The organism is Klebsiella sp. K5-45 (assembly GCF_030128605.1).
Taxonomy (GTDB): Bacteria; Pseudomonadota; Gammaproteobacteria; order Enterobacterales; family Enterobacteriaceae; genus Klebsiella; species Klebsiella quasipneumoniae.
The window spans coordinates 126,629-150,759 of sequence record NZ_JAKUZW010000007.1 but is presented as its reverse complement, the minus strand read 5'-3'; the positions used below and the strand labels follow the sequence as shown (position 1 = coordinate 150,759).

Genomic DNA, 24,131 nt, shown 5'->3' with positions numbered 1-24,131 from the left:
GAAACATTATACTTCTGGTAGAGCAGAAAGCCTTACGCCAGGGTGTAGCTGACCACCAGCTGCCCCTTCTTCATCTTAATCTGACTAATGACAATGTCGCCCAGCTCCGCCAGACGGGCGACGTGGGTGCCACCGCAGGGATAGGCGGGCAGCTCGCCGAATCCCACTTTGCGCATGCCGTCAGCGTACGTCACCTGACGCGGTAAGTCCTGCGCCTGCCATGCCTTTACTAGCGCCAGTAGCGCACTGGCGTCCGGCAGCGCGGCGCTATTCCTGCTGGCAAAGGTTATCCGCCCTTCGCCGGGCCAGTGGTGCGCTTTCACCGGTTGCCAGCCAAGCTGTTCGCCCGCCATGCCAAGCAGGTGGCCGGCAGAATGCAGACGAGCATGCAGCTGTCTCGCGGAGGCATCAATTTTCATTTCCACTTCACCGAGGGGAAGCTGTTGCGACAGAATATGCAGCACCCTGTCGCCGCGCACAACCACCGTCTCAACGGCCTGTCCGGCAATCCAGCCGCAATCCGCCGGTTGACCGCCCCCTTGCGGGTGAAACAGCGTCCGATCCAGTTCGATGGCGTAACGGCCATCCGCTTCTGCAGTGCAGGCGATGATCTGGGCGCGCCCGTCGGTAGCATCGCTGGTGTAATAAACCCGTTCAGTCATAGTGATTCTCCTCTCTGTTCGCCCAGTATATTATTAATACCGACAGCGATAATCCCATCATCCGCCAATGCACTCTTGCTCCAGGGGCACAAATGAATCTGAACCTCCTGCCCGACCTTGCCCTCTTCGTACAGATTGTCGACCAGGGCAGCTTCTCCGCCGTCGCCCGCCAGAGCGGCATTACCCCTTCCGCGGTTAGCCGTAGCGTGTCGCGGCTGGAGCGAGAGATGGGCTGCAAACTGCTGCAGCGTACCACTCGCAAGCTGCGTCTGAGCGATGCCGGGGAAACGGTTTACCAGCATGCCCAGCAGATGCTGGAAGCGGCGCGACAGGCGATGGATTCCGCCGGCAGTCGCCAAACGGTCGCCCAGGGAAAGCTGACGCTCAGCGTACCGAAAGCTATCGGCCGCTTTGTGATCCATCCGCTGATGATGGCGTTTTTTCACCGTTACCCGCAGGTTGACGTCTGCCTGCGGCTGGAAGATCGCCCTCTGGATTTTATCGATGACGGTATCGATCTGGCGCTACGCATCACCGATACCCCCTCGCCCGGCCTGCATGGCAAACCGCTGATGCCGGTCACGCACGTTATCTGCGCCACTGAAGCCTATTTACAGCGCCACGGTATGCCGCACACGCCGCAGGAACTGCGGGCGCACAGTTGCATCAGTCTTGGCGAAACGCCTGCCGACGCGCGCTGGAAGTTCCGTCGGGAAGGGAAAACCGAAACGGTGCAAACATACGGGCGGTACGCCGCCAACCATACCGCCGTGCGCCTCGACGCGGTTAAGCAGCATCTGGGGATCGGCAGCCTGCCGCTGTTCACCGCCCGCGAGGCGCTGGCGAATGGCGACATTGTGCAGGTGCTGCCCGAGTGGGAATTTATCAGCAGCTACTCCGGCGATCTGTGGCTGCTGTGGGCGGGAGATAAGCATATGCCCGCCAGAATGCGGGCGATGATTGATTATCTCAGCGAGACGGTGCCGGCGCTGAACGCAGGCAGCACAGAGCCAGCGAAATAACCGCAAACCACGGAATGATAACCCCCAGCACGAACCAGATCCCGGAGCGGCCGATGTCATGCATCCGCCGGCAGCCAACTGCCAGCAGGGGGATCGCCATCAATAGCAGCCACAGCGCCGCAAAGGGTATGACCACAAAGCTGAGGATGCCGTAGCGAGGGTCTAGGCGGGTTGCCAGACACCAGACGGCCAGCGGCGCGCTGGCGATCAGTAGATTGATAAGAAAAAACGTCCAGAACTGCTGTCGGCTGGCCCGGCCGCTAAAATTAAAGGTCTCTTTCCAGCCGCTCAAATACGCCTGTCCATAGGTCATTGCTTCTCTCCTTGAAGATTGGGTGGGTATTACGGCGCCAGAGCAATCACCTCCGCCGCCCAGCGCTGAAACCCTTCCACGTCGATATCCAGCGCCACCTGGGCGTTCGCCGGCTGACCCAGTCGTCCTTCAATATCCACCACCGTGGTGCCGGCGGTCCAGGTGCCCTGCGTCTCCACCGCCACAAAACATGGCTGCAGAGTGAACAGTTCCGGGCGGGCCAGCCATGCGATAGCGCAGAGATCGTGCATTCGCAGACCACTGCTCATGCTGCCGCTGCGATAGTGGCTAAACAGCGCATGGAGCATTTTACCGGTCTGGTTCAGCGTCGGCAGGGTCGCGAGATAATCTGCCGTCAGCAGCGCCCGATTGGTGACGTCCAGCCCGCACATCACAATCTCCAGCCCGCTGTGGAAGACTTTCGCGGCGGCTTCCGGGTCGATGGCAATATTGAATTCGGCATTCGGTGTAAAGTTGCCGCGGCCCGCCGAGCCGCCCATGATCACCAGCCGGCGAATGTTGAACACGCATTCCGGATACTGGGTCAGCAGCAGCGCAATATTGGTCAGCGGGCCAATCGCCACCAGAGTGATCGGCTCGGCAGCGTGCATAAGCGCATCACGGATCGCCTGGAAGGCCGGCTTCGCCAGCGGTTGACGTTGATGCTCAACAAAGTCATACCCTTCCATACCGGATTCGCCATGCACCGAAGCGGCATCGCGCAGGGGACGCACCAGCGGCATCGAAGCGCCCTGCGCCAGCGGCACATCGGCATGCCAGAAGTGCAGCAGCTGCAGCGCGTTACGGGTCGTCTTCTCCACCGAGACATTGCCCGCCACGGTGGTCATCAGCTGCAGATCCAGCTCGGGAGCGAACAGCGCCGCAGCAATGGCGGCAGCGTCGTCGATGCCCGGGTCAGTATCAAGAATGATCGGTAAGCGCATGGTTTCTCCCTAAAAAAAATGCCAGACGTTAAGTCTGGCATCTTCTCATATTGCAGGCGGAAAGAACTTACTCTACTTCACGGACATCCACACGCAGCTCTTTCGGCACTTCAAAAACGATATTCTCTTCTCGGCCTTCCAGCGGCACCGCTTCGCCACCGCCCAGCTCCTGCAGCCGGGTGATAACGTTCTGCACCAGAATATCCGGCGCCGATGCGCCCGCCGTCACGCCAACGCAGGCCGCATCCTTGACCCAGGCTTCCTGAATATCGGAGGCATCGTCAATCAGGTAGGCTGCCTTACCCATCCGCTGCGCCAGTTCGGCGAGGCGGTTAGAGTTGGAGGAGTTTTTCGAACCGACCACCAGCACCACGTCAGCCTGCTCCGCCAGCGCGCGCACCGCTTCCTGACGGTTAGTGGTGGCATAGCAAATGTCGTCTTTGCGCGGGCCGACGATTTTCGGGAAACGCGCGCGCAGCGCGTCAATCACATCAGAGGTATCGTCCACCGAGAGGGTGGTCTGGGTCATAAACGACAGCCGGGCGTCGTTTTTGACTTCCAGCTTGAGAACATCTTCCGGCGACTCGACCAGGTACATGCCCCCTTGCGGGTTATTGTACTGCCCCATAGTGCCTTCGACTTCCGGGTGTCCGGCATGGCCGATCAGAATCGACTCTTCGCCACGGCGGCTGGCGCGGGCGACTTCCATATGCACTTTCGTCACCAGCGGACAGGTGGCGTCGAACACCGTCAGGTCGCGGCTCTTCGCTTCATTCCGTACCGCCTGCGATACGCCGTGAGCGGAGAAAATCAGGATCGCGCCGTCCGGTACTTCGCTGATCTGTTCGATAAATATGGCGCCGCGCTTGCGCAGGCTATCCACCACATAGCGGTTATGCACCACTTCATGACGAACATAGATCGGCGCGCCGTACAGCGTCAGCGCGTTTTCTACAATGCTGATAGCGCGGTCAACGCCAGCGCAAAAGCCGCGCGGGTTAGCCAACAGGATCTGCATGTTACTCCTCCAGCGCCGGATCGATCTCCAGCACTTCAATATCAAAATGAACGGTGCGCCCGGCCAGCGGATGGTTGAAGTCGACGGTGATGGAATCGCCGTTCACTTCGCGGATCACGCCAGGCATTTCGCTGCCATCCATTGCGGTAAAGAGCATAATCGCGCCGATCTCCGGCTCGCCGGCGTCGATAAACTCGCGGCGAGAGAAATACTGAATCAGGTCCGGGCTCGGGACGCCAAAAGCGGCGTCAGGCTCCAGCGAAAAGGCCTTTTTCTCGCCCTCTTTCAGACCAAGAAGCTGTTGCTCCAGCCCTTCAGACAGGGAGGTGTCGCCGAGGCGAAACAGCGCCGGTTTGCCATTGTTACGGGTGGACTCGGCGGTGGATCCATCGTCCAGCTTCAGCGTGAAGTGAACGAGAACCGCGCTGTTGCTCTGTACGGATTTAGACATGCAAATTGCTCGCTTGTTTTAGGTCACCTGTTGCCCGGAGGCGCTACGCTTACCGGGCGACGGGAGACCACACATTCTGTAGGCCGGGCAGGCGTGGCGCCACCCGGCATTAACATTTACACCTGCTCTTTTGCGGTCGGTTTCGGCAAGAAGCCTTCCAGCACAATCATCGCCGCGCCGATGCAGATAGCGCTATCGGCGAGGTTGAAAGTAGCGAAGTGCCAGTCGCCGACGTAGAAGTCGATCATATCGACCACAAAGCCGTGCCACAGGCGATCGAACAAGTTGCCCAGCGCGCCGCCGATAATCAGGGCGTAGGCAATATTGTTCAGCTTTTGCGACGCCTTCGAACGGTACATCAGCACCGTCAGCACCACGCAAATGCCGATCGCGATCCCGGAAAAGAACCAGCGCTGCCAGCCGCCGCTGTCGGCGAGGAAGCTAAAGGCCGCGCCATAGTTGCGGGCATAATGCAGATTAAGCGACGGGAACAGCGGAACCGTCTCCCCCAGAGCGAAGTTCTGGAGGATCAGGAATTTGCTGCCCAGATCGATAATCAGCACGGCTACGACCACCCACAGCCAGCGTAGCCCCGTTGAACAGATCGATTTACTCATCAGGCGAATTTACGTTGCTCGCCGTCACCGGCGACGTTGCTCACACAGCGTCCGCAGATTTCCGCGTGTTCCGCCACCTTGCCGATATCGGTGGTGTAATGCCAGCAGCGCGGGCATTTCTCACCTTCAGCTTTACTCAATGCGACTTTCAGCCCTTTGAGCAGTTCGCTCTGCTGCGCATCAGCAGATGCGCTCGCATAGTCTGCGACGTTCGCCCCGGAGGTCAACAGGACAAATCGCAATTCATCCCCCAGTGCGTTGAGCTTAGCGGCCAGGTCGGCATCAGCATACAGCGTCACCGCAGCTTCCAGCGAACCACCGACTTTCTTATCCGCACGCGCCTGCTCGATCACTTTGTTGACTTCGCCACGGACTTTCAGCAGCTCATCCCAGAAGCCGTCATTCATCGCTTCGTCGTCGGCCAGGCCGAAGAGACCCTGATACCATTCGCCGGTAAAGACGTATTTCTCACGCTCGCCCGGCAGGTAACCCCAGATTTCGTCCGCAGTGAAGGACATGATCGGCGCCATCCAGCGCACCAGCGCTTCCACGATGTGGAACAGCGCGGTCTGGCAGCTGCGACGCGCCACACTGTCCGCCTTAGCGGTGTACTGGCGGTCTTTGATGATGTCGAGGTAGAACGAGCCCATCTCAATGGAGCAGAAGCGCATCAGGCGCTGCACCACTTCGTGGAAGTCGTAGGACTCGTAGGCTTTCAGGATATCTTCCTGTGCCGCCTGCGCGCAGCCGACCGCCCAGCGATCCAGCACCACCATCTCTTCCGGTTTGACCATGTCTTTTGCCGGATCGAAACCGTTCAGGTTCGCCAGCAGGAAGCGCGCGGTGTTACGGATACGACGATAGCTGTCCGCGGCGCGTTTGAGGATCTCGTCAGAGACCGCCATTTCGCCGGTGTAGTCGGTGGAAGCCACCCACAGTCGCAGGATGTCGGCGCCCAACTTGTTCATCACGTCCTGCGGGCTAACGGTGTTGCCGATAGACTTGGACATTTTGCGCCCCTGACCATCGACGGTGAAGCCGTGGGTCAGTACCTGACGATATGGCGCTTTGCCTTTCATCGCCGTGGAAATCATCAGCGAGGACATGAACCAGCCACGATGCTGGTCGGAGCCTTCCAGATACATATCGGCGGCGTGACCGGCGAATTCCGGACGCACGTCAACCACGGAAGAGTGGGTCGATCCGGAGTCAAACCAGACGTCGAGGGTATCCGGCACTTTCTCGTAGCTGTCAGCGTCATCGCCAAGGATGTCGCGGGAATCGAGATCCCACCACGCCTGGATGCCGTCGACTTCAACACGCTTCGCGACTTCTTCCATCAACTCAAGGGTACGCGGGTGCAGTTCGTGGGTTTCTTTATGCACGAACAGCGACATCGGCACGCCCCAGGTACGCTGACGGGAGATACACCAGTCAGGACGGTTGGCGACCATCGATTCGATACGCGCCTGGCCCCAGTCCGGGATCCACTGCACGCCTTTGATCTCTTTCAGCGACTGCGCGCGCAGACCTTTCTGATCCATGCTCACGAACCACTGCGGGGTGGCGCGGAAGATGATCGGCGACTTGTGGCGCCAGCAGCACGGATAGCTGTGCTGCATTTTTTCCACATGCAGCAGCGCGCCGCGCTCACGCAGCATCTCAACGATGATATCGTTGGCTTTGAAGACGTTGATACCGTCCAGGGACGGATAGGTGCCTGGCAGATAAGCTCCGTCCGGGCCAACCGGGTTAGCGATTTCCAGACCGTATTTCTGGCTGATCGTGTAGTCGTCCGGACCGTGGCCGCCGGCGGTATGCACCGCGCCGGTACCGGCATCCAGCGTCACGTGGTCGCCAAGGATCGCCGGCACGTCGAAATCCAGGAACGGATGCTGGAAACGCATCAGTTCAAGCTCGGCGCCGTTCACCGCCGCCAGGATGGTGTAATCGGCCGCGCCAACGCGCTTCATCACGCTCTCGACCAGGTCTTTCGCCAGGATCAGCGCCTGACCGTCAACCTGCACCAGCGCATAGTCGAACTCCGGCGACAGGGAGATAGCGCGGTTAGCCGGCAGGGTCCACGGAGTGGTGGTCCAGATAACCAGCGACACCGGGCCGTTGACGTCGGCGACGCCGAATTTCGCCAGCACCGCGGCTTTATCTACCGCGTGGAACGCCACGTCGATGGATGGGGAAGTCTTGTCGTAATACTCCACTTCCGCTTCCGCCAGCGCGGAACGGCAGTCTACGCACCAGTGCACCGGCTTGGCGCCTTTATGCAGATGGCCGTTGCCGATGATTTTGCCCAGCGCGCGAATGATATTGGCTTCGGTTTTGAAGTCCATGGTCAGGTACGGATGCGACCAGTCGCCCAGCACGCCGAGGCGAATAAAGTCTTTACGCTGGCCGTCGATCTGCTCGGCGGCATATTCGCGGCACTTGGCGCGGAATTCTGCTGCGGTGAACTTCTCGCCCGGCTTGCCGTATTCCTGCTCTACTTTCAGCTCGATCGGCAGACCGTGGCAGTCCCAGCCCGGAACGTAAGGCGAGTCATAGCCCGTCAGTCCTTTGGACTTAACGATAATGTCTTTCAGAATCTTGTTTACCGAGTGACCAATATGAATGCTGCCATTCGCATAAGGAGGGCCATCATGCAGAATGAAGGTTTTTTTGCCTTTTTTGGCTGCACGAATGATGCCGTACAGGTCATCATCGGTCCAACGCGCCAGCATTCCCGGTTCGCGTTTGGCGAGGTCGCCACGCATAGGGAACCCTGTTTCCGGCAAATTCAGGGTCGATTTATAGTCACTCATCAGATTCTCGGTTCCGTATTTCGGTTTGATAAACACCAGTGGCTCAGGCCTGGCTGGTCAGCCCAAATAATTCGCGGGCCGTTAACTCATCACGTGCGATTTGCGCCTTCAGCTCGTCCAGCGACGCAAACCGCTGCTCATTACGTATCTTTTTACGCAGTACTACATTGATATGGCGACCGTAGAGGTCCATTACAACGTCCAACAGATGCACTTCGAGCTGCTGACGCACGCCCGCTACCGTTGGACGGGTGCCAATATTGGCGACACCGGCGATCGGTTTGTCGCCCAGACCTGTCACTTCTACCGCATAGACCCCTTTAACCGGGGAAACCTGACGACGCAGCGGTAAGTTCGCCGTCGGAAAACCTATGGTACGGCCCAGTTCGTCGCCATGCACGACGCGTCCGGAAATGCTAAACGGATGGCCGAGCAGCGTCTCCGCAAGAAGAAGATCGTCATCGGCCAGCGCCTGACGCACCGCCGTGCTGCTGATCCGCACCCCGCCTTCGCAGAAGGTTTGGGTGCTGGTGACGTCGAAGCCGTATTCCGCCCCCGCCTTTTGTAATAACAAGAAATCCCCCTGGCGACCAGCGCCAAAGCGGAAATCGTCACCGACGGCAAGGAACTGCACGCCCAGGCGGCGCACCAGCAGTTCACTGATAAAATCCTGCGCCGTCAGCGCGGCGAACCGGCGGTCGAAGCGAACGCACAGCACATAGTCGACCCCGCTTTCAGCCAGATAGCTCAGCTTTTCACGCAGGCGGGTCAACCGCGCCGGGGCTTTATCGGCGGCAAAAAGCTCGAGCGGCTGGGGTTCGAAAATCATCACCACCACCGGTAAACCGCGCTGGCGGCCCTCTTCGCGCAATCGCTGCAGCAGCGCCTGATGCCCACGATGCACGCCGTCAAAATTGCCAATGGTCAGCACGCACCCGTGCGGGGCCTGACTGAGATTATGTATGCCGCGTATCAGCTTCATGTCTGGCTCAAAACAGTGAAAATCGTCCGAGTATACCTTGTACAACTGTCAACGTTAACCAGCGATTGCTCCTCGGCAACGAAAGTTCTCAGGAATTCATTCACTCAGCGCGGGTAAGCGGGAAAACCGCCCGCCCCCGGCGATTTTTATGGTGGAAAAGCTGTATTCGCCTGCAACAAGCTGGTAGAATCTTGCGCCATCACTACGTAATGAAGCGCTGTGGTGTTAAACGGCGCTTATTTGCACAAATCCATTGACAAAAGAAGGCTAAACGGGCATATTCCTCGGCCTTTGAATTGTCCATATAGAACACATTTGGGAGTTGGACCTTGGCTAATATCAAATCAGCTAAGAAGCGCGCCGTTCAGTCTGAAAAGGCTCGCAAGCACAACGCTAGCCGTCGCTCTATGATGCGTACTTTCATCAAGAAAGTATACGCAGCTATCGAAGCTGGCGACAAAGCTGCTGCACAAAAAGCATTTAACGAAATGCAACCGATCGTGGACCGTCAGGCTGCTAAAGGTCTGATCCACAAAAACAAAGCTGCGCGTCATAAGGCTAACCTGACCGCTCAGATCAACAAACTGGCTTAATCGCTGCTTGTTGTCGCTTTGTGAAAAAACCCGCGAAAGCGGGTTTTTTTATGCCTGTCATCTTCCCCGCCCTGGCGCGACCTGAGCCACGCCAGCCACGCTTTCCGGCTATCTGGGTTCAGTAAACAGCGACGAATAATCGCGATTGCAGATGCGCTGTACCGCCGGATGCTGAATCATCCGTTCGGCGAAAATAGCGTGATACTCCTCCATCACGCTATCCATGCGGCCAATTTCGACAATCGATTCATCATGATAGAAATCATGCGCGTAGAGCGTCGGCGCGACAAATATCGCATTATGCGCAGCGCCAAAGGCTTTCATGAGCGCCGCGTCGTCAAACTCGCCGAGAATCTCCACCTTCAGCCCCTGCACATTAATCCAGTTCAGCAGCTTACGTCCCAGCATCGATCGTCGGCCGGGGATTAGCAGCCGTCGCTCTTCGAGACAAGCCGGGAACGGCTTCGTCGGCGCCGGGTTCATACACCAGAAGCTGACGCTACACTCGCCAATCTTCACCGAAAACAGCCCTTCCTGCTGCGTCGAGTCGATCGGGCAGTCAGAGATAATCATATCGAGCTTATGCTGGCTCAACTGCTCCAGCAGCAGCTCATGGGTGGATTCAAAACAGCGCAGATGAATCTGCTCGCTTTCGACAACGGCGGCGTCCAGCACGCCGCTGACCAGCCGCTTCGAGAGCGCATCGGCCACGCCGACGTCAAACAGCAGATTAGACTCTTTGCGATAGTTGACGATGTCGAGCATCTCCTGGCTCAGGGTAAACATCCGGTCGGCATAGCGGAAGACCAACTCCCCGAGCTCGCTCGGCTCCAGCCCTCTTCCCTTGCGCTTGAATAATTTACCCTGCAGACGCTCCTCCAGCGCTTTGATCTGCCCGGTAATGGTCTGCGGCGTCAGAAACAGCGCCTCCGCCGCGCCCACGACAGACCCTTCTTTATAGACGTGCCAGAAGTAGTACAAATGGTTGTAGTTGATATGTGACATGCTTCTCTCCCTGATAATGTCCTGGAGGGCCGGAGAGGCCCTCCGCAGAAAGGTTATACCGCGAGGCGAGTATCCGTCGCGCGCTGACGCAGTATGAGGTATCCGGTGACGGCCGATAACACTGAGCCGATCAAGATGCCAAGCTTGGCCCAGTTGATCAACGCGGGATCCACGTTGCCAAAGGCGAGACTGGCGATAAAAATCGACATCGTAAAGCCAATCCCGCACAGGATACCCACCGCCATAATCTGCCCGCAGGTGGTCCCCTCCGGCAGCGAGGCCCACTTCAGCTTCAGGGCCAGCCAGCAGAACAGGCTGATCCCCAGCGGCTTACCGATAAACAGGCCGGCCATGATGCCCAGAGGCAGCAGCGACGTCAGTCCATCAAGTGTGACCCCCTGCAACGAGACACCCGCGTTGGCAAAGGCAAACAGCGGTAGGATCATAAACGCGACCCACGGGTGCAGGACATGCTCAAGCGCTTTGGCCGGGGATTTACCCTGCTTTTCCTGTAACGGAATCATAAAGCCGACGATGACTCCGGCAAGCGTCGCGTGAACGCCGGACTTCAGCACCGCCGTCCACAGCACCGCGCCGACCAGAATATAGATCCCAGTGCGCCGCACGCCGCTCAGATTCAGGGCCACCAGCACCGCAATCGCCGCCGCCGCCACGCCCAGCGAGAGCATTGACAGGTCGTGGGTATAAAACAGCGCGATAATCACGATAGCCCCCAGGTCATCAATGATCGCCAGCGCCATCAGGAAAATCTTTAGCGCCGTCGGGACGCGGCTGCCTAACAGCGCCAGCACGCCGAGGGCAAAGGCAATATCCGTCGCTGCCGGGATCGCCCATCCCTCTCTGGCGACAGGATCCTGAGCGTTAAAGGCCAGATAGACCAGCGCCGGGACGATCATCCCGCCGAGCGCGGCAATCACCGGAAAGACCGCCTGACGACGACTCGCCAGCGAGCCCTGAATCAGCTCGCGTTTGACCTCCAGGCCAATCAGCAAGAAGAACACCGCCATCAGAGCATCATTGATCCAAAGCAGCATATTCTTGTTGATCTCCAGCGCCCCCACCCGCAGCTGTACAGGCGTATCAAGGAAGGAGTGATACAGACCGCTGGTCACGCTGGTATTGGCCATGACCATCGCCAGCACCGCGGCGATGATTAAGACAATGCCGCCGGAAGCATCGCTACTGAAGAATCGTTGCAGATGTTTCACTTTTACTTTCATCCTGTTGGTGAATAACTCGATAAAAGCATAATACACAAACTGATAACTCGAAAAAATCAGATTTAAGTTGAGTAAACATTCGATTTTTACGAATCAAAGAGGAGCGATAAGACAAAAAAAGCCCGGGCAGCAAAGGCCCGGGCCAGGAGTCAGCGAAAGCGGAATTAGCGGGTCAAATCGTCGAAGAACTTCTTCACACCGTCGAAGAAGCTTTTCGAACGCGGGCTGTTGTTTTCCCCGGTCGGGCCGCCGAAGCTTTCCTGCAGCTCTTTCAGCAGCTGCTTCTGCTTCTCGTTCAGCCCCACCGGCGTCTCCACCACCACCCGGCACAGCAGATCGCCCTGCGCGCCGCCGCGAACGGATTTCACGCCTTTGCCGCGCATGCGGAACAGTTTGCCGGTCTGGGTTTCGCCCGGAATCTTGAGATTGACGCGGCCGTCGAGCGTCGGGACCTCAATCTCGCCGCCCAGCGCTGCCATGGTGAAGTTGATCGGCACTTCGCAGTACAGGTTATTGCCTTCACGCTCAAAGATAGCGTGCTGCTTCACCTGGACCTGAACGTACAGATCGCCTGCCGGTGCGCCATGCTCGCCGGCTTCACCTTCGCCCGCCAGACGGATCCGGTCGCCGGTATCCACGCCTGCCGGGATTTTAACCGACAGGGTTTTGGTCTTCTCAACGCGGCCGTGACCATGACATTTATTGCACGGATCTTTAATCAGCGTACCGCGTCCCTGACAGTGCGGACAGGTCTGCTGTACCGCAAAGAAGCCCTGACGCATCTGGACCTGGCCTGCGCCATGACAGGTCGGACAGGTTTGCGGTTTGCTGCCAGCTTTGGCGCCGCTGCCGTGGCAGACGTCGCACTCTTCCAGCGTCGGAATACGGATCTCTTTGGTGACGCCACGTACCGCTTCTTCCAGCGTCAGCTCCATGTTGTAACGGAGATCGGCGCCGCGCGCCGCGCGCTGCCGGCCACGTCCGCCGCCAAAGATATCGCCGAAAACATCGCCAAAGATATCGCTGAAGTCCGCACCGCCGCCAAAACCGCCGCCGCCGCCCATGCCGCCCTGCTCAAAGGCCGCGTGGCCGTACTGATCGTAGGCCGCACGCTTCTGGGCATCAGTCAGGATTTCATACGCTTCTTTGATTTCTTTAAATTTGGCTTCGGCCTCTTTATCACCCTGGTTGCGGTCCGGGTGATACTTCATGGCCAGGCGCTTATAAGCCTTTTTGATTTCACGCTCTTCCGCTGTTTTGGAGACGCCTAAAATCTCGTAGTAATCTTGCTTTGCCATCGGTGTTTTTCAGCCCCTTAACATGCGTGCACGGGCGGAGAGGAAACCTCTTCGCCCGTGCCAGTGTTTTACCCGTTCAAAGGGCGATTATTTTTTATCTTTCACTTCTTCGAACTCAGCGTCGACAACATCGTCGTCTTTCGCGTTGCTCGCCTGAGCGTCAGCGGAACCCGCCTGCTGCTGAGCATGCTGCTGCTGGGCGATTTCCATCAGCTTCTGGGAAGCCTGCGCCAGCGCCTGCATTTTCGCTTCGATGTCCGCTTTGTCTTCACCTTTCAGCGAAGTTTCCAGCGCGGTCAGCGCAGACTCAATGGCAGTTTTGTCGTCAGCCGGCAGTTTATCGCCTGCTTCTTCAACCTGCTTGCGAGTGCTGTGCAGCAGATGGTCGCCCTGGTTGCGGGTCTGTACCAGCTCTTCGAACTTACGGTCAGATTCGGCGTTAGCTTCCGCTTCGCGAACCATTTTCTGAATTTCTTCTTCATTCAGACCGGAAGAGGCTTTGATGGTGATCTTCTGCTCTTTACCGCTGTTTTTGTCTTTCGCGGAGACGTGCAGGATACCGTCAGCATCGATGTCAAAGGTCACTTCGATCTGCGGCATGCCGCGCGGCGCCGGGTTGATACCATCCAGGTTGAACTGACCCAGAGATTTGTTATCAGACGCGCGTTTACGCTCACCCTGCAGCACATGGATGGTGACCGCAGACTGGTTGTCTTCAGCGGTAGAGAACACCTGGCTGTGCTTGGTCGGGATGGTGGTGTTTTTGCTGATCAGCGCAGTCATCACGCCGCCCATGGTTTCGATACCCAGCGACAGCGGGGTCACGTCGAGCAGCAGAACGTCTTTCACATCACCAGTCAGTACACCGCCCTGAACGGCAGCACCGATCGCCACGGCTTCATCCGGGTTAACGTCTTTACGCGGTTCTTTACCAAAGAACTCGGCCACTTTCTTCTGCACCATCGGCATACGAGTCTGACCACCAACGAGGATCACGTCGTTGATATCGGAAACGGACAGACCGGCATCCTGCAGGGCTACTTTCAGCGGCTCGATGGAACGGTTAACCAGGTCTTCTACCAGGCTTTCCAGTTTCGCGCGAGTCACTTTGATGTTCATATGTTTCGGACCGGTCGCATCTGCAGTGATGTACGGCAGGTTAACGTCGGTCTGCTGAGCAGAAGACAGTTCAATCTTCGCTTTCTCAGCGGCTTCTTTCAGACGCTGCATCGCCAGCGGGTCGTTACGCAGGTCAATGCCCTGATCTTTCTTAAATTCATCAACGAGGTAGTTGATCAGACGGGTATCGAAGTCTTCGCCGCCCAGGTGGGTATCACCGTTGGTCGCCAGTACTTCGAAGGTTTTTTCGCCATCCACTTCGTCGATTTCGATAATAGAGATATCGAAAGTACCACCACCGAGGTCGTAAACCGCGATAGTACGGTTGCCCACTTCTTTATCCAGACCGTACGCCAGCGCGGCCGCGGTCGGTTCGTTGATGATACGTTTGACTTCCAGACCGGCGATACGGCCAGCATCTTTGGTGGCCTGACGCTGCGCATCGTTGAAGTAAGCCGGTACGGTGATAACCGCTTCAGTTACCGGTTCACCCAGGTAATCTTCAGCCGTTTTCTTCATTTTTTTCAGCACTTCAGCAGAGATCTGCGGCGGTGCCGTTTTGGTGCCTTTCACATCCAGCCATGCGTCGCCATTGTCTGCGGCAACAATTTTGTATGGCATGATAGAAACGTCACGCTGAACTTCTTCGTCCTGGAAGCGGCGGCCAATCAGGCGTTTAATCGCAAACAGGGTGTTTTGCGGGTTTGTCACTGCCTGACGTTTAGCCGGCTGACCAACCAGAGTTTCACCATCCTGGGTATAGGCAATGATAGAAGGCGTGGTGCGATCGCCTTCGGCGTTCTCCAGCACGCGTGCAGTAGTGCCATCCATAATCGCTACACAAGAGTTGGTAGTACCCAGGTCGATACCAATAATTTTACCCATCTAAACGTCTCCACTAAAAATTCGATCAACATGTGGTTGTGAACCTGTAATAAGGGCGAAACCTGCGGTTTCAACTGCCCAGACATCATTTTTTTTCAGGTTCTTCACTGCGGTTGACTACAAGATGGGGTCGCCCACTCCGGCATCAAGGGGCAAGTAGAAAAATTTTTTGCCGGGGACCAGCCGACGCCCTCGCCCCCTGTCGCCGATGGCTCAGCAAAGGATATTGCCGGGCGGCAAAAAAGATGGCGAAACATCCATATAAATAACGAATAAAATAACCAAATATATTCATAATATCATTGACATAAAACGCAATACTTGTGCGCTAAAAGCCCCGTTTTCGCAGTGATAAGATCCCCGCCCTCGCACTTTACTTATTCAGGGGACAGATTAATGAAATCACTATTCCGGCTTTCAGCGGGGCTTATCCTTAGCGTGTCAGTTATCACCTCGGCGGCCGCCAACGACCATAAGATCCTCGGCGTGATAGCCATGCCGCGCAATGAGACCAACGATCTGACGCTGAAGCTTCCCGTCTGCCGGGTGGTCAAACGTATTCAGCTCAGCGCCGAACGCGGCGATATTCAGCTCTCCGGAGCAACGGTCTACTTTAAGGCCAGCCACGGCGCCAGCCACACCCTGAACGTGCCCGCCGGGATCAAAGAGGGCCACACCACCGGCTGGATCTCCCTCAACAGCGATAACGACAACAAGCGCTGTGTGAAAAAAATCGCCTTCTCCGGCCACACGGTCAACTCCTCAGATATGGCCTCACTGAAAATTGTCGGCGACGACTAACGTCGTCCCCTGCCCGAGAGAAAACGTTATGCATATTAACTATCTGGATGATGACGATCTCGCCTTTCTGCCTGAGTGCAGCGAGGCGCATCTGGAAGCGTTTACCCGTATTCTGACCCACGGGGAAAATGGCAAACCCCGTCTCTCCAGTACGCTGCTGCGCAACGAGACCTTTCTGTCTATGGAGGGCCACCCGGAGCGCTATCGCCGCAACTGGCAGTTGATCGCCGGCGAGCTACAGCATTTCGGCGGCGACAGCATCGCCAATACGCTGCGCCGCCATGGCAAATTTTATCGCGCCATCATGCTGGATGTGTGTAAAAGGCTAAAGGCGAAGGTCGATAAACAGATGACGACGCCGCAGATCGAGCAACAGTTGTTGACGCATTTTCTGCAGCACAGCTGGAATAAGCTGGATGAGGAACAAAAAACGCAGTTTCTCGCCGCGGTGGAGTGCCGGAGTCATGAGCTGGAAAGCCTGCTGCCCTATCTGTTGAGGCGCCGCAAGCTGAGTGAAGGCGTTGCCCTGCTACTGGATGAGCGGTTAACCGCCATCCTGCGCACGCACGCCGCCGTGAGCGTCATCGGCCATGGCCTGGTACGCGGCGCCGGGCTGGGGGGACCGCTTGGCGCCGCGCTGAACAGCGTGAAAGCGGTAAGCGGCAGCGCTTATCGGGTCACCATCCCCGCGGTCCTGCAAATTGCCTGTTTACGACAAATGCTCCACTCGTCGCCGGGCGCAACTGAAATTGGTGAAAAATACCCCGCCAGATCATAGACAGCCTTTACGCGCCTCATTATTATGCCGCGCCCCGCCGCCAAGTCGCGGGGTAATGCTTCCCTTTTAATGATAATTTTGAGGAATTATGGGCAACACTAAGTTGGCTAATCCGGCACCGCTGGGCCTTATGGGCTTCGGCATGACCACTATTCTGCTTAACCTGGCGAATAGCGGCCTCTTCGCATTCGATGTAGCTATCCTGGCGATGGGCATTTTTTACGGTGGCATTGCGCAAATTTTTGCCGGCCTGCTGGAATACAAAAAAGGCAACACCTTTGGCTTGACCGCTTTTACCTCCTACGGCAGCTTCTGGCTGACGCTGGTTGCTATCCTTCTGCTGCCGAAAATGGGCCTGGCTGATGCGCCGAACGCGCACTTCCTCGGCATGTATCTCGGCCTGTGGGGTATTTTTACGTTGTTCATGTTCTTCGGCACGCTGAAAGCCGCACGTATGCTGCAGTTCGTGTTCCTGAGCCTGACGGTGCTGTTCGCGCTGCTGGCGATTGGGCATCTGGTAGATAACGAAGGCATCGTGAAAGTAGCCGGCTGGATCGGCCTGATCTGCGGCGCCAGCGCCATTTACCTGGCGATGGGCGAAGTGCTGAACGAGCAGTTCGGCCGCACCGTGTTGCCGATCGGCGAACCGCGTTAATCTTCCGCCGCCGCCCTGTGACAGGGCGGCGGCTGGTCATCATCGGTAAACCCTGCTTAGCGCTGCAGCTCCCCTTCCGGCAACCTCGCCGCCGTCAGCCCCTGACGCAGCCAGATACCTAATCCCAAGCCCATCAGCGACAAGGCCAGCACATACCAGGCCGGGGCCATCGGCGACACCCCCATCAGCATCGTGACGGCAATCGGCGTCAGGCCGCCAAAAATCGCGTACGACAGATTGTAGGAAAAGGAAATGCCGGTGAAGCGCACTTCCGCCGGGAAGGCCCGCACCATGACATAAGGCACCGCCCCCACCACGCCCACGCAGAGTCCCACCGTACCGTACAGCAGAAACAGCCGCTGCGGGCTGGCGCCGGACAGGTGATAAAATGCCCAGCTGGCAACCGCCAGCAGCAGGCTGCCGACGATAAAGGTGCGGCTGGCGCCGAAGCGGTCCGCCGCCAGCCCGGCGAGCAGACAGCCGATGCACAACATAATCGTGGCAATGCTGTTGGCCTGCAGGGTCATCGCCGGGGCGAAGCCATAGTGTTTCTGCAGCCAGACCGGCGACATCAGGATCACCACCACCACGCCTGCCGACAGCAGCCAGGTCAGCAGCATAGAGACCGCCACCGCCTTCTGGTGCTTGAGGACGACCGCCTTTACCGGCAGTTCCTGCGCCAGCGCTTTGCGCTGCTGCATCTCAAGAAAAATCGGCGTCTCCTGCAGCCAGCGGCGCAGATACATCGCCACCAGGCCAAATACGCCCCCCAGCAGGAAGGGGATCCGCCAGCCGCCGTCGTGGATCCCCTGCGGCGTCAGGCTGGTGTTGATAAGCGTCGCCACCACCGATCCCAGCAGGATGCCTACGGTCAGGCCGGCCGTCAGCGTGCCGCAGGCGATACCAATGCGTTTTTCCGGAACATGCTCGGCGACAAACACCCAGGCGCCAGGCACCTCGCCGCCGATCGCCGCCCCCTGCAGAATACGCATCAGCAGCAACAGCAGCGGCGCGACGATACCCACCGAGCTGTAGGTCGGCAGCAGACCAATCGCCAGGGTCGGCACCGCCATCAGCAGAATGCTGAGGGTAAACATTTTTTTACGCCCTACCAGATCGCCAAAGTGGGCCATGATGATCCCCCCCAGCGGACGCGCCAGGTAACCGGCGGCGAAAATGCCAAAGGTCTGTACCTGGCGCAGCCATTCCGGAATATCCGCGGGGAAGAAGAGCTCGCCGACGACGGCGGCGAAGAAAACGAAGATGATAAAGTCATAAAACTCCAGCGCGCCGCCAAGGGCGGCCAGCGTTAGCGTTTTATAATCCTGGCGGTTGAGCGGTCGGTTTGCATATGACATAACGCGATTTCATCCTGAGGTGTGCAGCGTATTTTATAGTGTGTAAAGTAAACAGCACTATATCGTAAATAAAACGGCACACCATCAGCGATGCAGGTTATGTCACAAATGCATCAAATTCAGGATAAAGTTTCGCGTCTGGCGCTTTTTGGACGAAATGCTTCTACCACACGGCCATCGGTTTCCACATAAGGCCCCTCCAGCAACTGTACACAATAAGGTACACTTGCGAAAATACCGTGCACCAGCACGTTGCCGTCAGCATCTTTCACCCCTTCCAGGGTCTCCTGAATCGCTTTCGGTTGTCCGGGTAGATTGAGGATCAGCGCCTGCTTGCGGATCACCCCGACCTGCCGGGAAAGGATCGCCGTCGGCACAAAGTGTAGGCTAACCTGGCGCATTTGCTCGCCGAAGCCCGGCATCTCGCGATCGGCAATCGCCAGCGTGGCGTCGGGCGTCACATCGCGACGCGCAGGGCCGGTTCCGCCGGTGGTCAGCACCAGGTGGCACCCCATCTCGTCAACCAGTTCGCACAGCGTTTGCTCAATAATGACCTGCTCATCCGGAATCAGGCGAGTCTGCAGTTCAAAAGGGGTAGTGAGGGCACGCGCCAGCCACTCTTCCAGTGCCGGGATGCCTTTGTCCTGATAGACGCCGCTGGAGGCGCGATCGGAAATGGAAACTAAGCCGATTCGTAAGGTATTCATGGTTATTCCGTTCAAACTGTAGCGTTAAACGAAATGATACACTGCTGCTGGCGGGACAGACAGTGTAATGTGGCCGACGGGCGTCGGCCACCTGCGGGATTACAGCAGTTCGCCGATCATTTTTTCCAGTTTTTCCTGGTCGATCGCAAACTTACGGATACCTTCCGCCAGTTTGTCTACCGCCATCGGATCCTGGTTATGCTGCCACAGGAACTCAGATTCGGTAATACGCTCCGGACGTGCTTTCACTTCACCGGTGTACACCAGTTTACGCTCAACGGCCCCTTCGCTCTCGGACAGCTCTTTCAGCAGCGCTGGCGCGATGGTCAGGCGGTCACAGCCAGCCAGTTCGAGAATTTCACCAACGTTACGGAAGCTGGCGCCCATCACTACGGTTTCATAACCGTGCTGCTTGTAGTACTCGTAGATTTCGCTGACGGAAACCACGCCCGGATCTTCTGCCGGCGCGTACTCTTTCTTGTCGGTGTTGGCTTTGTACCAGTCGAGGATACGACCAACGAACGGCGAAATCAGGAAGACGCCCGCTTCGGCGCAAGCACGAGCCTGAGCGAAGGAGAACAGCAGGGTCAGGTTGCAGTTGATGCCTTCTTTTTCCAGCTGCTCAGCTGCGCGAATGCCCTGCCAGGTGGAAGCCAGCTTGATCAGAATACGATCGTTACTGATGCCCGCGTCGTTATACAGCTTGATGATGCGCTTAGCTTTGGCGATAGACGCTTCGGTGTCGTAGGAGAGACGTGCATCCACTTCGGTGGAGATACGGCCCGGGATCAGTTTCAGAATTTCGAGACCGATGTTCACCGCCAGCTTATCGGAAGCATCAAGGATCTGCTGTGCGCGATCGCTGCTCTGGCTACGAGCCCAGGCCACAGCGTCGTCAATCAGCTTACGGTACTCAGGGATCTGAGCCGCGCCGAGGATCAGGGAAGGGTTGGTGGTGGCATCCTGAGGCTGATACAGCTTCATTGCCGCAATATCTCCGGTGTCAGCGACGACAGTGGTGTACTGACGCAGAGAAGTTAATTTATCCGTCATGATATATTTCTCTTAAACAGCAGTTAAGGGGATGTAACCGGTCTGCCCAGATGATAACACGCTGCCGGGTCAGCGCAACCGCCGACGAGAGAAGAGCGCAGAGTGTGATAAACTATGCAGATTAATTTGCTGAAAGCGCAAGGATTGTCACTTAATTGGTAACGCTTACACTGGCGTGCCGGCATGGACAAGAGGATGTTTAATGCCTGATTTTCTCTCATTTATCAATGAAATACTCTGGGGCTCAGTGATGATTTATCTGCTACTGGGCGCAGGGATCTGGTTTAGCTGGCAAACCCGGGGTATTCAGTTCCGTTACGTGCGCAAATTTAGCCGCAGTCTGAAAAAAAGCCTGCACCCGCAGCCGGGCGGTTTAACCTCTTTTCAGGCGTTATGTACCAGTCTTGCCGCCAGGGTTGGCAGCGGTAATCTTGCCGGCGTCACGCTGGCCATCGCCGCCGGCGGACCCGGAGCGGTATTCTGGATGTGGGTCTCCGCCCTGCTCGGCATGGCCAGCAGCTTCGCCGAATGTTCCCTTGCCCAGTTGTATAAAGAACGCGATAGCCGCGGTCAGTTCCGCGGCGGCCCGGCCTGGTATATGGCGCGCGGGCTCGGCATGCGCTGGATGGGCGTTCTGTTTTCGATCCTCCTGCTGCTGGCCTATGGCTTTATCTTCAATACCGTGCAGGCCAACTCCGTGGCTCATGCCCTGCGCTATGCGTTCGATCTACCGGCGGCGGTCAGCGGCGGCGTGCTGGCGGTTGTCGTTCTGCTGGCCATCCTCCGCGGTTTACGCGGCGTGGCGCGCCTGATGCAGTGGATAGTGCCCATCATGGCGCTGCTATGGATCGCCACCAGCCTGCTTATCGGCCTGTGGCATATCACCGCCCTGCCGACGATTTTCGCCACCATCTTTCGCTGCGCCTTCGGCTGGCAGGAAGCCGCCGCCGGCGCGGTGGGCTACACCATCAGCCAGGCGCTGACCAGCGGCTTTCAGCGCGGCATGTTCTCCAATGAAGCAGGGATGGGCTCTTCGCCTAACGCCGCCGCAGCCGCCGCCTCATGGCCGCCGCACCCGGCGGCGCAGGGTATCGTGCAGATGATAGGCGTGTTTATCGATACCATCGTGATCTGTACCGCCAGCGCGATTATCGTCATGCTGGCGCCGCGGCCCGACAATGAATATACGCTCAATGGTATTCAGGACTTGCAACACGCGATGAGCGTGCTGGTCGGCGGCTGGGGAGCGGATTTTATCGCCCTCATCGTGCTGCTGTTCGCTTTTAGCTCTATCGTGGCCAACTACGTGTATGCGGAAAATAATCTGATCTTTCTGCATCTGGATAAGCCGCGCTATATCTGGGGGCTGAGAATACTCACCGTCCTGATGGTGCTGCTGGGGACCCTGGTTAGCCTGCCGGTCGTCTGGCAGAGCGCGGATATCATTATGGCGCTGATGGCGATGACCAACCTGACGGCCATCCTGCTGCTCTCCCCGACGGTGCGAATTATCGCCAGTGATTATCTGCGTCAGCGCCAGTTAGGCATCCAGCCCACTTTTGATGCGTCGCGCTATCCCGAGATTCACCAGCAGCTGGCCCCGGGCGCGTGGAATGAACTGCCGCGCGAATAGCGCGGCAATCGCAGCTATCGATCCCACCATGCACTTTTTTTGTTAAAATTCGTCGAAATTACCTGCAAGGACTGGATATGCTGATTCTGATTTCACCTGCTAAAACGCTCGATTATCAAAGCCCGCTGGCAACGACTCGCTATACCCAGCCCGAACTCCTCGAGTATTCTCAAGAGCTTATCAGCATCGCCCGTCAGCTGACCGCGCCGCAAATCGGCAAGCTGATGAGCATCAGCGACAAGCTGGCGGATCTGAACGCCACCCGTTTCCACGACTGGCACCCTGACTTTACGCCGCAAAATGCCCGCCAGGCGATCCTCGCCTTTAAGGGCGATGTCTACACCGGCCTGCAGGCAGAGACGCTCACTGAGGACGACTTTGACTTCGCCCAGCGACACCTGCGCATGCTCTCCGGCCTGTATGGCGTGCTGCGCCCGCTGGACCTGATGCAGCCCTACCGCCTGGAGATGGGGATCCGTCTGGAAAACCCGCGCGGTAAAGATCTGTACCAGTTCTGGGGCGATACCATTACCGAGAAGCTGAATCAGGCGCTGCAGGCTCAGGGCGACGATATCGTCATCAACCTGGCTTCCGATGAGTATTTTAAATCGGTGAAAACGCAAAAATTGCAGGGCCAGCTGATCAAGCCGGTCTTCCTCGATGAGAAGAACGGCAAATTCAAAGTGATCAGCTTCTATGCCAAGAAAGCCCGTGGCCTGATGAGCCGCTACATTATTGAAAATCGCTTAACCCAGCCGGAGCAGCTGAAATCCTTTAATAGCGAAGGCTATTTCTTTGATGCGGAGGCTTCGGAGAAAGGCGAACTGGTGTTTAAACGCCACGAGCAGTAAGTAAGCGTCCCCCTGCGGCGTTCGACGCGACAGGGGGACGGTAAGGATTTAGCCCATCATCAGCTTACGCAGCGCGGCGAAATCCGCCGGCAGGTTGTGAGACAGCAGCGGCAGGTCGGCGCGGTCGGCCAGCTCTTTCGGCAGCGGCAGGGTCTCCTGCAAGATCTCCTCCACGCTCTCTTTGAACTTCGCCGGATGCGCAGTACCGAGGAACAGACCGTACTCTCCCGGCTGCAGCTGATCGCGCAGCGCGCGCCAGGCAATCGCCGCGTGCGGCTCAGAGATGTAGCCGATGGCCTTCAGCTCACGCATTGCCGCTTTGGTGGTCTCATCATCGACCGCGGCATAGCCCAGCTCGCTGAGACGCCAGATTTTACGGCGGAACAGCTCTTCGACACGCGGCCAGTTGTTCGGCTGGCTGACGTCCATGGCGTTGGACAGCGTCGCCTGGGTGGCTTTTGGCGCCCACTCGCCGCCCTGCAGATAGCGCGGAACAGTGTCGTTGGCGTTGGTGGCAGCGATAAAGCGTTTGATCGGCAGACCCAGCGACTTCGCCAGCAGACCGGCGGTCAGATCGCCGAAGTTGCCGCTCGGCACAGAAATCACCAGCTGATTGCGGGCTTCCTGCGGCAGCTGCGCCGCCGCTTCGAAGTAGTAGCAGATCTGCGCCAGCAGGCGGCTGATGTTAATGGAGTTAGCCGAGTTCAGCCCCAGCGTCGCCTTCAGTTCTTCATCGTCAAACGCCTGCTTCACCAGCGCCTGGCAGGCGTCGAAGTCGCCGTCAATCGCCACGGTTTCAATGTTGCCGCCGAGAGTACAGAACAGCTTCTCCTGCAGCGGGCTGATCTTGCCGCGCGGATAGAGGATCACCACCTTAACGTTCGGCAGACCATAGAAAGCATGCGCCACCGCCGCCCCGGTATCGCCAGAGGTCGCCGTGAGGATGGTGACCGGCTTGTCGCCCGCAATGTGGGTCAGCATCTGCGCCATAAAGCGGCCGCCGAAATCCTTGAACGCCAGCGTGGGGCCATGGAACAGTTCCAGACAGCCGACATCCTCCTGAACCTTGCTCACCGGCGCCGGAAACGCAAACGCCGCGCGGACCCGCTGTTGCAGGACATCCTGCGGGATCTCATCGCCGATAAAGGCGGATAAAATTTTGGCGCTGCGGGTGACAAAGTCCTGCGCCAGCATATCGTCGATTTCAGTCAGGCTGAATTCCGGCAGATCGTGCGGAAAGAACAGGCCCTGATGCTTGCCAAGTCCCTGGGTAACGGCCTGCGCAAAGCTGACCTGCTCATTGTGATCTTTTAAGTTATACAGTTTCAT

Annotated in this window: 23 protein-coding genes and 1 pseudogene; 7 read left to right on the top strand and 17 right to left on the bottom strand. The window is 57.7% G+C overall.

Features of this window, described 5'->3' with window-relative positions; translation table 11 throughout:
• Window positions 1-32: 32 nt before the first annotated feature.
• Window positions 33-662, bottom strand: a complete 630-nt coding sequence (locus MKS11_RS16390) for a hypothetical protein (protein ID WP_087771769.1) — start codon at window positions 660-662, stop codon at window positions 33-35.
• A 92-nt stretch (window positions 663-754) separates the two neighbouring features.
• Between MKS11_RS16390 and MKS11_RS16385 the strand changes: the two genes are divergently transcribed.
• Window positions 755-1,684, top strand: coding sequence for a LysR family transcriptional regulator (locus MKS11_RS16385; RefSeq protein WP_004204245.1), 930 nt, complete (start codon window positions 755-757; stop codon window positions 1,682-1,684).
• Here MKS11_RS16385 and MKS11_RS16380 read toward each other — a convergent pair.
• The 8 genes and pseudogenes from MKS11_RS16380 to MKS11_RS27695 all read right to left on the bottom strand — a co-directional run.
• A complete protein-coding gene (locus tag MKS11_RS16380) occupies window positions 1,632-1,997 on the bottom strand; it encodes a DUF805 domain-containing protein (protein ID WP_023319704.1) in 366 nt (121 codons plus the stop codon). The two genes, MKS11_RS16385 and MKS11_RS16380, sit on opposite strands and share 53 nt — an antisense overlap.
• A 29-nt stretch (window positions 1,998-2,026) precedes the next feature.
• Window positions 2,027-2,941, bottom strand: coding sequence for a ribonucleoside hydrolase RihC (gene rihC, locus MKS11_RS16375; protein WP_004204242.1), 915 nt, complete (start codon window positions 2,939-2,941; stop codon window positions 2,027-2,029).
• Between the two features lie 67 nt (window positions 2,942-3,008).
• Window positions 3,009-3,959: a 4-hydroxy-3-methylbut-2-enyl diphosphate reductase gene (ispH, locus tag MKS11_RS16370; RefSeq protein ID WP_002887979.1), complete on the bottom strand. Its 951-nt coding sequence runs from the start codon at window positions 3,957-3,959 to the stop codon at window positions 3,009-3,011.
• Window position 3,960: 1 nt separating this feature from the next.
• On the bottom strand, window positions 3,961-4,410 hold the full coding sequence (gene fkpB / locus MKS11_RS16365) for an FKBP-type peptidyl-prolyl cis-trans isomerase (protein ID WP_004204241.1): 450 nt from the start codon (window positions 4,408-4,410) through the stop codon (window positions 3,961-3,963).
• A 116-nt stretch (window positions 4,411-4,526) separates the two neighbouring features.
• Complete coding sequence (gene lspA, locus MKS11_RS16360; protein ID WP_004204239.1) at window positions 4,527-5,027, bottom strand: signal peptidase II; 501 nt, start codon at window positions 5,025-5,027, stop codon at window positions 4,527-4,529.
• Window positions 5,027-7,843, bottom strand: coding sequence for an isoleucine--tRNA ligase (gene ileS / locus MKS11_RS16355; protein ID WP_004204238.1), 2,817 nt, complete (start codon window positions 7,841-7,843; stop codon window positions 5,027-5,029). The genes lspA and ileS overlap by 1 nt, the downstream gene beginning before the upstream one ends.
• Before the next feature lie 43 nt (window positions 7,844-7,886).
• Window positions 7,887-8,825, bottom strand: coding sequence for a bifunctional riboflavin kinase/FAD synthetase (ribF, locus tag MKS11_RS16350; RefSeq protein ID WP_004204236.1), 939 nt, complete (start codon window positions 8,823-8,825; stop codon window positions 7,887-7,889).
• A gap of 7 nt (window positions 8,826-8,832) precedes the next feature.
• A pseudogene (locus tag MKS11_RS27695) lies at window positions 8,833-9,038 on the bottom strand (DUF2575 domain-containing protein); the annotation flags it as partial.
• Window positions 9,039-9,154: 116 nt separating this feature from the next.
• Between MKS11_RS27695 and rpsT the strand changes: the two are divergent.
• Window positions 9,155-9,418: a 30S ribosomal protein S20 gene (gene rpsT / locus MKS11_RS16345; protein WP_002887965.1), complete on the top strand. Its 264-nt coding sequence runs from the start codon at window positions 9,155-9,157 to the stop codon at window positions 9,416-9,418.
• A gap of 108 nt (window positions 9,419-9,526) precedes the next feature.
• Here the strand turns inward: rpsT and nhaR are convergent, their stop codons facing one another.
• The 4 genes from nhaR to dnaK all read right to left on the bottom strand — a co-directional run bounded on the left by nhaR (window position 9,527) and on the right by dnaK (window position 14,966).
• Complete coding sequence (nhaR, locus tag MKS11_RS16340) at window positions 9,527-10,423, bottom strand: transcriptional activator NhaR (protein ID WP_002887961.1); 897 nt, start codon at window positions 10,421-10,423, stop codon at window positions 9,527-9,529.
• A 53-nt stretch (window positions 10,424-10,476) separates the two neighbouring features.
• The gene (gene nhaA / locus MKS11_RS16335) at window positions 10,477-11,652 is read right to left on the bottom strand and encodes a Na+/H+ antiporter NhaA (RefSeq protein WP_017901221.1); all 1,176 of its coding nucleotides are present in this window, start codon (window positions 11,650-11,652) and stop codon (window positions 10,477-10,479) included.
• 176 nt (window positions 11,653-11,828) lie between these two features.
• Window positions 11,829-12,962, bottom strand: coding sequence for a molecular chaperone DnaJ (dnaJ, locus tag MKS11_RS16330; RefSeq protein ID WP_002887955.1), 1,134 nt, complete (start codon window positions 12,960-12,962; stop codon window positions 11,829-11,831).
• A gap of 87 nt (window positions 12,963-13,049) precedes the next feature.
• Complete coding sequence (dnaK, locus tag MKS11_RS16325; protein ID WP_004204234.1) at window positions 13,050-14,966, bottom strand: molecular chaperone DnaK; 1,917 nt, start codon at window positions 14,964-14,966, stop codon at window positions 13,050-13,052.
• Window positions 14,967-15,362: 396 nt separating this feature from the next.
• On the opposite strand from dnaK, the gene MKS11_RS16320 reads away from it, so the two are divergent.
• The 3 genes from MKS11_RS16320 to satP all read left to right on the top strand — a co-directional run bounded on the left by MKS11_RS16320 (window position 15,363) and on the right by satP (window position 17,200).
• On the top strand, window positions 15,363-15,767 hold the full coding sequence (locus MKS11_RS16320; RefSeq protein WP_048294143.1) for a DUF2541 family protein: 405 nt from the start codon (window positions 15,363-15,365) through the stop codon (window positions 15,765-15,767).
• A gap of 28 nt (window positions 15,768-15,795) precedes the next feature.
• Entirely contained in the window at window positions 15,796-16,545 is a 750-nt protein-coding gene (gene msyB, locus MKS11_RS16315; protein WP_087771770.1) for an acidic protein MsyB, read from the top strand.
• A gap of 88 nt (window positions 16,546-16,633) precedes the next feature.
• Window positions 16,634-17,200 carry an acetate uptake transporter gene (gene satP, locus MKS11_RS16310; protein WP_049093220.1) on the top strand — a complete coding sequence of 189 codons (567 nt, stop codon included), beginning with the start codon at window positions 16,634-16,636 and terminating at the stop codon, window positions 17,198-17,200.
• Window positions 17,201-17,256: 56 nt separating this feature from the next.
• Here the strand turns inward: satP and MKS11_RS16305 are convergent, their stop codons facing one another.
• The 3 genes from MKS11_RS16305 to tal form a co-directional block, all read right to left on the bottom strand.
• On the bottom strand, window positions 17,257-18,558 hold the full coding sequence (locus MKS11_RS16305) for an MFS transporter (RefSeq protein ID WP_004204230.1): 1,302 nt from the start codon (window positions 18,556-18,558) through the stop codon (window positions 17,257-17,259).
• Window positions 18,559-18,677: 119 nt separating this feature from the next.
• Window positions 18,678-19,265, bottom strand: coding sequence for a molybdopterin adenylyltransferase (gene mog, locus MKS11_RS16300; RefSeq protein WP_004204229.1), 588 nt, complete (start codon window positions 19,263-19,265; stop codon window positions 18,678-18,680).
• Window positions 19,266-19,364: 99 nt separating this feature from the next.
• Window positions 19,365-20,318, bottom strand: coding sequence for a transaldolase (gene tal, locus MKS11_RS16295; RefSeq protein WP_004204228.1), 954 nt, complete (start codon window positions 20,316-20,318; stop codon window positions 19,365-19,367).
• 202 nt (window positions 20,319-20,520) lie between these two features.
• Between tal and MKS11_RS16290 the strand changes: the two genes are divergently transcribed.
• Together MKS11_RS16290 and yaaA are read left to right on the top strand one after the other, a co-directional pair.
• Window positions 20,521-21,951 carry a sodium:alanine symporter family protein gene (locus MKS11_RS16290; protein WP_004204227.1) on the top strand — a complete coding sequence of 477 codons (1,431 nt, stop codon included), beginning with the start codon at window positions 20,521-20,523 and terminating at the stop codon, window positions 21,949-21,951.
• 77 nt (window positions 21,952-22,028) lie between these two features.
• The gene (gene yaaA / locus MKS11_RS16285) at window positions 22,029-22,802 is read left to right on the top strand and encodes a peroxide stress protein YaaA (protein ID WP_009309177.1); all 774 of its coding nucleotides are present in this window, start codon (window positions 22,029-22,031) and stop codon (window positions 22,800-22,802) included.
• A gap of 48 nt (window positions 22,803-22,850) precedes the next feature.
• On the opposite strand, the gene thrC is transcribed toward yaaA, so the two are convergent.
• A complete protein-coding gene (gene thrC, locus MKS11_RS16280) occupies window positions 22,851-24,131 on the bottom strand; it encodes a threonine synthase (protein ID WP_002887863.1) in 1,281 nt (426 codons plus the stop codon).